Annotated in this window: 9 protein-coding genes and 1 pseudogene; 8 read left to right on the plus strand and 2 right to left on the minus strand. The window is 62.9% G+C overall.

Annotated features, from left to right (window positions below; genetic code table 11):
• Positions 1-107: 107 nt before the first annotated feature.
• Positions 108-749: a DNA-3-methyladenine glycosylase family protein gene (locus BLT09_RS30065; protein ID WP_023797249.1), complete on the minus strand. Its 642-nt coding sequence runs from the start codon at positions 747-749 to the stop codon at positions 108-110.
• 91 nt (positions 750-840) lie between these two features.
• Here BLT09_RS30065 and gluQRS point away from each other — a divergent pair, with 91 nt between their 5' ends.
• Together gluQRS and BLT09_RS30080 are read left to right on the plus strand one after the other, a co-directional pair.
• A complete protein-coding gene (gene gluQRS, locus BLT09_RS30070; protein ID WP_091600124.1) occupies positions 841-1,716 on the plus strand; it encodes a tRNA glutamyl-Q(34) synthetase GluQRS in 876 nt (291 codons plus the stop codon).
• Between the two features lie 423 nt (positions 1,717-2,139).
• Positions 2,140-3,015: a DMT family transporter gene (locus BLT09_RS30080; protein WP_091600126.1), complete on the plus strand. Its 876-nt coding sequence runs from the start codon at positions 2,140-2,142 to the stop codon at positions 3,013-3,015.
• A gap of 51 nt (positions 3,016-3,066) precedes the next feature.
• Here the strand turns inward: BLT09_RS30080 and BLT09_RS30085 are convergent, their stop codons facing one another.
• Complete coding sequence (locus BLT09_RS30085; RefSeq protein WP_031254136.1) at positions 3,067-3,918, minus strand: YihY/virulence factor BrkB family protein; 852 nt, start codon at positions 3,916-3,918, stop codon at positions 3,067-3,069.
• 57 nt (positions 3,919-3,975) lie between these two features.
• Here BLT09_RS30085 and BLT09_RS30090 point away from each other — a divergent pair, with 57 nt between their 5' ends.
• The 6 genes and pseudogenes from BLT09_RS30090 to BLT09_RS30115 all read left to right on the plus strand — a co-directional run.
• Positions 3,976-4,842, plus strand: a complete 867-nt coding sequence (locus BLT09_RS30090; protein WP_091600128.1) for an SDR family oxidoreductase — start codon at positions 3,976-3,978, stop codon at positions 4,840-4,842.
• A gap of 24 nt (positions 4,843-4,866) precedes the next feature.
• The gene (locus tag BLT09_RS30095) at positions 4,867-5,058 is read left to right on the plus strand and encodes a twin transmembrane helix small protein (RefSeq protein WP_023797244.1); all 192 of its coding nucleotides are present in this window, start codon (positions 4,867-4,869) and stop codon (positions 5,056-5,058) included.
• A 28-nt stretch (positions 5,059-5,086) separates the two neighbouring features.
• Positions 5,087-5,668 carry a cob(I)yrinic acid a,c-diamide adenosyltransferase gene (locus tag BLT09_RS30100; protein ID WP_091600130.1) on the plus strand — a complete coding sequence of 194 codons (582 nt, stop codon included), beginning with the start codon at positions 5,087-5,089 and terminating at the stop codon, positions 5,666-5,668.
• 25 nt (positions 5,669-5,693) lie between these two features.
• Positions 5,694-6,497 (plus strand): rhomboid family intramembrane serine protease, encoded by an 804-nt coding sequence (locus BLT09_RS30105; protein WP_091600133.1) that lies wholly within the window; start codon positions 5,694-5,696, stop codon positions 6,495-6,497.
• Between the two features lie 333 nt (positions 6,498-6,830).
• Positions 6,831-7,580, plus strand: coding sequence for an electron transfer flavoprotein subunit beta/FixA family protein (locus BLT09_RS30110; protein WP_091600135.1), 750 nt, complete (start codon positions 6,831-6,833; stop codon positions 7,578-7,580).
• Positions 7,581-7,600: 20 nt separating this feature from the next.
• Positions 7,601-8,031, plus strand: a pseudogene (locus BLT09_RS30115) (electron transfer flavoprotein subunit alpha/FixB family protein); the annotation flags it as partial.

Below are 8,031 nucleotides of genomic sequence, written 5' to 3' on the forward strand. Positions count from 1 at the left end.
TAGCCTGTCGGCGCGGATACTGTAAGCCCGACATGACAGGGATGTGAAGCGGCTTGTCGATCAATCGCAGCGCTAAAAATGCATGATTTTCATGCTTTTTTACGGATTCAGCCAGGCGGCGCGGCGTCCCTGCCCCGGGTTTCACGATAATACGCCCAAAAAAGCCGTGATGCGACACCGCGCCACGGGCTCCATGATTCGGCGAGCTTGATCAGCGTTTTCTCGGGCGGGCGCGGGTCGATGCCGAGCGCGTGGCCCACCGCGCTCTGCAGGGCAACGTCGCGTGCCGGGAAGACGTCGGGGTGGCCGGCGGCGAACAGAAGATAGACTTCCGCCGTCCACGGACCGATGCCTGACACCTTGGTCATCGCCGCGATCGCCTCCGCGGCGTCGAGCAAACAGAGATGATCGAGGTCGAGCCCATCGACCACCGCCTGGGCGACGGCGATCAGCCCGCGCTGTTTCGGCCGCGACAGCCCGGCTTCGCGAAAGATGGCTTCGTCAGCGGCAAGGATGGCTTGCGGCGTCAGCGGATCGACGAGTTTTGTCAGCCGCCCGAAGATCGCGTCGGCGCTGGCGCGGGATACCTGCTGCGAGACGATGATCGAGGCAAGGCTTCTGAACCCCGGCTCGGACAGCCGAAGCGGCACCTCGCCGGCCATGCCGCGCACCTTTTCCAGGCGCGGGTCGAGCAGGCAGAGCGCGTCGAGCCCTTGCGAGACGTCGTCGAGCGTGGCGATGCGTTGCATGTCTGCTTGTTCCCGGCGCAAAGTGGCAGATGTAATCAGGCGCAAAGTAGCAACTGGCGAAAGCGCCGCACAACCCGATTGCCGCCGAACGATGACACTCCTGACATTCCGCTTCGCGCCGAGCCCGAATGGCGAACTGCATCTCGGCCATGCCTATTCGGCGCTGCTCAATCAAAAGTTGGCCAGCGCAACCGGCGGGCGGCTGTTGCTGCGTATCGAGGACATCGATACGACGCGCTGCACACCGGAATTCGAGGCCAGTATTTTTCGCGACCTGGAATGGCTCGGGCTTGGCTGGGAACAACCGGTGCGCCGTCAGTCCGAGCATTTTTCGGACTATCAGGCGGTGCTCGATCGGCTGATCAGCGAGGAACTCGTCTACCCGGCCTTCATGAGCCGTGGCGAAATCCGCGCCTTCATTGCCGACCGCGAAAGGCGCGGCCGCGACTGGCCGCGCGACCCGGACGGGGTGCCGCTCTATCCCGCCGTCGACAAGGCGCTGACTATGAAGGAACGCCAGCAACGGATGGCCGAGAATGTGCCCTTCGCCTGGCGGCTCAACGTCGATGCTGCGGTGTCGCGCGTCGGCACGGGTCTGTCATGGCTGGAATTTTCCGATGAAAGCCTTTCCGCGACACGCACGATAGAAACCCGGCCGCAGGACTGGGGCGACGTGATCGTAGCGCGCCGTGAAATCCCGACAAGCTATCATCTCGCCGTCGTCGTCGACGACGCGCTGCAAGGCGTCAGCCATGTGGTGCGCGGCCAGGACCTCTGTTCCGCCACCGGCGTGCAGCGCCTGCTCCAGGAACTCCTCGGCCTGCCGCAATCAGGCTACTTCCACCATCGTCTGGTCCTAGGCCCGGACGGACGAAAGCTGTCGAAGAGTTTTGCCGATACCGGCCTTGCCGCCTTGCGCGAGGCCGGCGCATCACCGGAAGACGTCCGGCGGTTGGTTGGGATTTAGTCCCAGACACGGTCGTTTTTGACAGGGCAGCGACCGGCAGCGAACGGCTCAAAATAAAAAGCGCTCTGTAGCGATCCTTCGCGCCCCCCTCTGTCCTGCCGGACATCTCCCCCACTTGGGGGAGATCGGACTTCATCATTGATTTCGCCAACCACCAACCGTGAAAAAAGGACGCTGTCCGCGAAGCTGCCGATCTCCCCCCTTGTGGGGGAGATGTCCGGCAGGACAGAGGGGGGCGCTGTCCCTCCGCTATCAAAGGTTCTGCACCGCAGCAGCGTTTTTGATGATCCTCCCTGACCCAGAGCGCATCCTTCAATTCGGATGAGCCTATGGATCAACCGTTTGGTTTTGCTAGCCGGGTTGAACCGCATTACAGCAGTCCCGTACAAAACCCCTCACCGAGCACGCGGCAGCCTTTCAAAAATGCGCAGCATCAAGCGGTTCATCCCCGCCTCCTTTGTCGTCCTGTGGGCGACCGGCTTCATCGGCGCGCGTTATGCCATGCCGTGGGCCGAGCCTTTCACCTTTCTGGCCGCTCGTTTCGTGCTGGCCGCCGTGCTGTTGGCCGCCTTGATGGCAGCACTCGGCTCCAGGCGAGCGACGCGCAAGGAGGCGTTTCACGCGACCGGCGCCGGCATCTTGATGCATGGCGTCTATCTCGGCGGCGTGTTCTGGGCCATCCACAGGGGCATGCCGGCCGGGTTATCGGCCTTGATCGTCGGGCTGCAGCCGCTGATCACCGCAGTGATGGCCGGCCGGTTTCTCGGCGAGGCGATCCTGCCGCGCCATTGGGTCGGTCTCACTGTCGGACTTGCCGGCGTGGTCATCGTGCTTTGGCCGAAGCTCGGAACGCTCGGCGGCGGCGTGACGGCCGAGACGCTGGCCGCCTCGCTTGTCTCGGTGCTTGGCATGAGCGCCGGCACGATCTGGCAGAAGCGCTTCGCCTCCGGCGGCGATCTCGTGGCGGCCACCACTTGGCAATATATCGGCGGTGCATCGGTGATGGCTTTGGCCTCGCTCGCTTTCGAGACGCGAACCGTCATCGTCAATGGCGAGCTGATCTTCGCCATGGCATGGCTGGTGCTGGTGCTGTCGATCGGCGCCATCTTCCTGTTGATGGTAATGATCCGCGACGGCGAGATGTCGAAAGTCGCTTCGCTGTTCTATCTGGTGCCGGCCGTCACCGCGGTCATCGCCTGGCTGTTGTTCGGCGAACAGTTGAACCTGGTCCAGATCGTCGGCATGGCGATCGCGACGTTCGGCGTCGGGCTGGCAACCGCTCAGCCGACCAAAGCATGATCCCAAAAAGTGGGAACCGGCTTTCGGAAAAGATCATGCTCAAAACAAGAATCAGCCAACGCGCGCGCGTGCCTCCAGATAGCGGCTGATCGCGGCATTGAGTTCACCGCCGAGAATGAAGATCGCCGAGACCATATAGAGGAAGACGACCGCGACCATGATCGAGGCAAGGCCGGCATAGGTCGTCACATAGGACGAGAAACGGTCGAGATAGGCGGCGAAGATGGTCGACCCGATTAGCCAGGCAATCAGCGTGAAGATGATGCCCGGTATGATCGAGACGAAGCGGCGCTTGCCCGCAGGCAGCCAGTAATGCACCGCGAACAGCCCGCCGACGATGACGACCGAGGCGATGATGTAACGCCACAGCGTGATCGTTCCCATATAGGGTTTTACCCATTCGAAATTGGCCTCGGCCAGCCGCGCCAGCAACGGCGCAAACACCAGAAGCACGCTGATCGCCAGAAAACCTGCCGTGGCGATCAGCACGAAGGCGATGCTCTGTACCCGGCGGTAGATGATGCCGCGCGTTTCGGAAACGCGGTAGGCGCGGTTGAGCGAGGTGCGCAGCGCCTCGATGCCGTTCGAGGCGAAGAAGGCGGCAAGCAGCACGCCATAGGTCAACAGGTCGGTGCGCTGCACGGTGAGCACGTTGAGCACCTCGCGCGCGATCGGCTCGGCGATCTGCTCGGGCCAGGTGTCGAAGACGATATGCACGGCGGTGTCGGCAAAAGCCTGTGCGCCGAGGAAGCTGGCCAGCGTCGTGGCGAAAATCAGAAAAGGGAATAGCGCCATCAGCGCCGTGATCGCCAGATGACTGGCCATTGCCCAGCCATCGTCTGCATCGAAATGGCCGAACGCGTCATAGAGCACGCGCTTGAGGGCTACGATCTTCCGCAACAAGAACCGCGTTCCCTTCGATTGTCTCGACGCCGCGAATATGGGAAGGGATTGCGGCAAATGGCAAGCCTAGGTCAAAGCACGCTTCCTCCTGGAGAAGAGTTGCGCACCATCATCATCACCGGAGCTTCCTCCGGGATAGGCGCCTATTGCACCCGGGCGCTGAAGGCGGAAGGCTGGCGGGTGTTCGCGACGGCGCGCAAGCCGGAGGACATCGCCGCCCTCGAGGCCGACGGCATCGAGGCTTTCTATCTGGATTATCGCGAACCGGGATCCATCGAGACGCTGGTGGCGTCGGTGCTGGAGCGGACCGGCGGAAGGCTCGATGCCCTGTTCAACAACGGCGCCTACGCCCAGCCCGGCGCCGTCGAGGACCTGCCGGTCGCGGCGCTCAGGGAGCAATTCGAGGCGAATGTCTTCGGCTGGCATGACCTCACCCACCGTGTCGTGCCGGTGATGCGGCGCCAGGGCCATGGCCGTCTTGTCCACTGCTCCTCGATCCTCGGCCTGGCGCCGCTGCCCTTTCGCGGCGCCTATTCGGCGTCGAAGCACGCGATCGAAGGGCTGATGCTGTGCATGCATCAGGAACTCCAGGGCAGCGGCATCCATGTCTCGCTGATCGAGCCGGGGCCAGTGACATCGAAGATCGCCAGCAACGGCCTTGTGTGGTTTCTCAGGAATATCGACCGTGAGAATTCCGTGCACCGCCTCGCTTACGAGGCGCAGCTGCAACGGCTGCAGGCCGGCGGCAGCACGTCACGGCTGAAGCCCGGGCCGGAGGTGGTTCATGCGGCCTTGCGACATGCGCTTCTGTCGCGGCGCCCGCGTCCGCATTATGTGGTAACGGTGCCGGCCAGGATCGGCGTCGTCCTCAAACGCATCCTGCCGGCATCAATGCTCTACCGCCTGCTTGCCAAACGCGCCTGAACGCAATCGACTGGAAAACACACTATGGCAACCGTCTTCAACATCCTCGCTGTTCTCGTCATGGTCGCCGTGGTGATCGTGCTGATCCGCGGCCTCATCAACATGATGCGCGGCGGCTCCGGCATGACCTCCAACAAGCTGATGCAGACGCGCGTGCTGCTGCAGTTCGTGGCATTGGTGCTGATCATGCTGGCGGTGTATTTCACCCGCAAGTGACGAGGGTGGCGATTTCGGGAGGCAGAGCGTGGTCAAGCTCAACAAGATCTACACCCGCACCGGCGACGACGGCACCACCGGCCTCGGCACCGGTGAACGGCGGCTGAAATCCGATCTGCGCATCGACGCCTATGGCACGATCGACGAAGCCAATGCCTGCATCGGCATGGCCCGCATCCACACCGCGGCAACATATCCGGCGATCGACGCTATGCTCGGCCGCATCCAGAACGACCTTTTCGACCTCGGCGCCGATCTGGCGGTGCCGGATGACGGCAAGCCGCTCGGCTATGAGCCGCTGCGCATCACCGCTGTGCAGACCGACCGTGTCGAAAAGGACATCGACCTGCTCAACAAAGATTTGCAACCGCTCAAATCCTTCGTGCTCAACGGCGGCACCCCGGCGGCGGCGGCCCTTCACCTTGCCCGCACGGTGGCGCGGCGGGCCGAGCGCATCATGGTGGCTTTGACGCAAAACCCAGGCGAGCATCTCAACCGCGAGGCGATAAGATACATCAACCGCGTATCGGACTTTCTGTTCGTCGCCGCACGCGCGGTCAATGACAATGGAAACGCCGACGTGCTATGGATTCCCGGCAAGAACCGCTGAATCTGCCGAGACGGGAGGGGGTCCGATGTTCATCCCGCTTTATGACACCAACCGGCTGCGCCACATCAAGCAGCAATATGTCACGATCGGCCTGATCGCGTTCAACACGCTCATCTACTTCGCCACCGCGCTTGGCGGCGAGCAGTTCACCAACGCCGCTGTTCTAGGCCTCGGCTTCATCCCGTCGGTCGTCCACGACAGCGTCGAACTGGCTCCGCAGTTTGTGGTCATCCCGGAGAGCCTGAGCTACGTCACCTATTCCTTCCTGCATGCCGATATTTTCCATCTCGGCGGCAACATGCTGTTCCTGTGGGTGTTCGGCGACAATGTCGAGGACGCGCTCGGTCATATCCGCTTTCTCGCCTTCTATCTGCTCTGCGCCATCGCCGGCGCCTTCTTCCAGGGCCTGTTCGCGTGGGACTCGCAGGTTCCGCTGATCGGCGCCTCAGGCGCCATTGCCGGCGTGGTCGCCGCCTATCTGATCCTCTATCCCAGGGTAAAGGTATGGGTGCTGGCCTTCGCCCGCATTCCGTTGCGCATCCCGGCCTTCATCCCGCTCATCCTGTGGATCCTGTTCCAGATCGTGATGTTCGCCGCCGGTGGCGAGGATCAGATTTCCTGGGCCTGCCATGTCGGAGGCATCATCGCCGGGGCCGTGCTGGTGCTCATCTTGCGCAACCGCGCCGTACCGCTGCTTGCCGGTGCGGATGAAGAGGCCGCGGTGGTCGCCGGCCAAATGCCTGTTGCCGCAGAGCCGGCGCCAGGCGAGCCGCTACCGGCGCAGCCGGCGCCGCGCTGGGGACGGGCAAGCGCCTCCAGTCCGGACTGACCCGATTTTCCGGACTGAACCGATTTGAGTGCGGCGCGGATGATTTGGGCGCGCCCCGGATATTGACGTGCGGGGTCGCCGCAACTACGGAAGCGTTCCCACACCAATGCATGTCGCGCAAACTGTGCAGCGGTTTTGCGATAACGGCATGCATGGAACACACAACCTGAAGCGCGTCGCGTGAGGTCGGCCAAATGCGACGCGCTTTAGACGGTCGGAGACCAGAATTCCGTCCGGAATGTCGGCTTTCGACAACTCTGAAGAGGCGCACACTGCTATAGCGCGCCCAATTATCTCGAAAGAGGTGGCTATCGTGAAAGAGGTGACAGGCAAATGAAGATCCTTGTGCCCGTGAAGCGGGTTGTGGATGCGAATGTCAAGGTTCGTGTGAAGGCTGACGGTTCGGCGGTGGAACTCGCCAACGTCAAGATGGCGATGAACCCGTTCGACGAGATCGCGGTCGAAGAGGCGATCCGGCTGAAGGAGGCCGGCAAGGCGGAGGAGATCATCGTTGTCTCGATCGGGCCGCAGCAGGCGCAGGAGACCTTGCGCACCGCGCTCGCCATGGGCGCCGACCGCGCCATCCTGGTCAAGACCGACGAGCAGACCGAGCCGCTGGGCGTCGCCAAGGTGCTGAAGGGCGTGGTCGAGGCGGAAAAGCCCGGTCTCGTCATTCTCGGCAAGCAGGCGATCGACGACGATTCGAACCAGACCGGCCAGATGCTGGCCGCACTTCTGGGCTGGGCGCAAGGCACTTTTGCCTCCAAGGTCGTTATCGATGGCGACAAGGCCAAGGTGACGCGCGAGGTCGATGGCGGCCTGCAGACGGTGGAGCTGAAGATGCCGGCGATTGTCACCGCGGATCTTCGCCTCAACCAGCCGCGCTATGCCTCGCTGCCCAACATCATGAAGGCCAAGAAAAAGCCGCTCGACGAAAAAACCCCCGCCGACTACGGCGCCGACGTCAAGCCGCGGCTGAAGGTCATCAAGACCGAGGAGCCGGGCGGCCGCAAGGCGGGCGTCAAGGTCAAGAGCGTCGCCGAACTGGTCGACAAGCTGAAGAACGAAGCCGGCGTGCTGTAGGGCTGGGAAGGGACAAAAAGATGACAATTCTTCTGATTGCCGAACACGACAATGCGACGCTTTCCGACCAGACCGCCAAGGCGCTTTCGGCGGCACTGCAGATCGGCTCCGACGTGCATGTGCTGGTCGCCGGCAACGGCGCCAAGCCGGCAGCGGACGCCGCCGCCAAGCTCAAGGGCGTGAGCAAGGTGCTGCTTGCCGAAGCCGACGAGCTCACCGAGCGTCTCGCCGAACCGCTGGCGGCGCTCGTCATCGGCATGGCCGATACGTATGACACGATCGTCGCGCCGGCGACCTCCTCGGGCAAGAATGTCGCGCCGCGCGTGGCAGCCCTGCTCGATGTCGCGCAGGTGTCGGAGATCATCGAGATTGTCTCGCCCGACACCTTCAAGCGGCCGATCTATGCCGGCAACGCCATCCAGACGGTGCAGTCGAGCGACGCCAAGAAGGT

The organism is Mesorhizobium muleiense (genome assembly GCF_900099905.1).
In the GTDB taxonomy this organism is placed as follows: domain Bacteria; phylum Pseudomonadota; class Alphaproteobacteria; order Rhizobiales; family Rhizobiaceae; genus Mesorhizobium; species Mesorhizobium muleiense.

Bases quoted from the DNA above. Each gene is read 5' to 3' on its own strand.
- BLT09_RS30065 (WP_023797249.1), bottom strand. From the start codon at position 749: ATGCAACGCATCGCCACGCTCGACGACGTCTCGCAAGGGCTCGACGCG.
- gluQRS (WP_091600124.1), top strand. From the start codon at position 841: ATGACACTCCTGACATTCCGCTTCGCGCCGAGCCCGAATGGCGAACTG.
- BLT09_RS30080 (WP_091600126.1), top strand. From the start codon at position 2,140: ATGCGCAGCATCAAGCGGTTCATCCCCGCCTCCTTTGTCGTCCTGTGG.
- BLT09_RS30090 (WP_091600128.1), top strand. From the start codon at position 3,976: ATGGCAAGCCTAGGTCAAAGCACGCTTCCTCCTGGAGAAGAGTTGCGC.
- BLT09_RS30095 (WP_023797244.1), top strand. From the start codon at position 4,867: ATGGCAACCGTCTTCAACATCCTCGCTGTTCTCGTCATGGTCGCCGTG.
- BLT09_RS30105 (WP_091600133.1), top strand. From the start codon at position 5,694: ATGTTCATCCCGCTTTATGACACCAACCGGCTGCGCCACATCAAGCAG.
- BLT09_RS30110 (WP_091600135.1), top strand. From the start codon at position 6,831: ATGAAGATCCTTGTGCCCGTGAAGCGGGTTGTGGATGCGAATGTCAAG.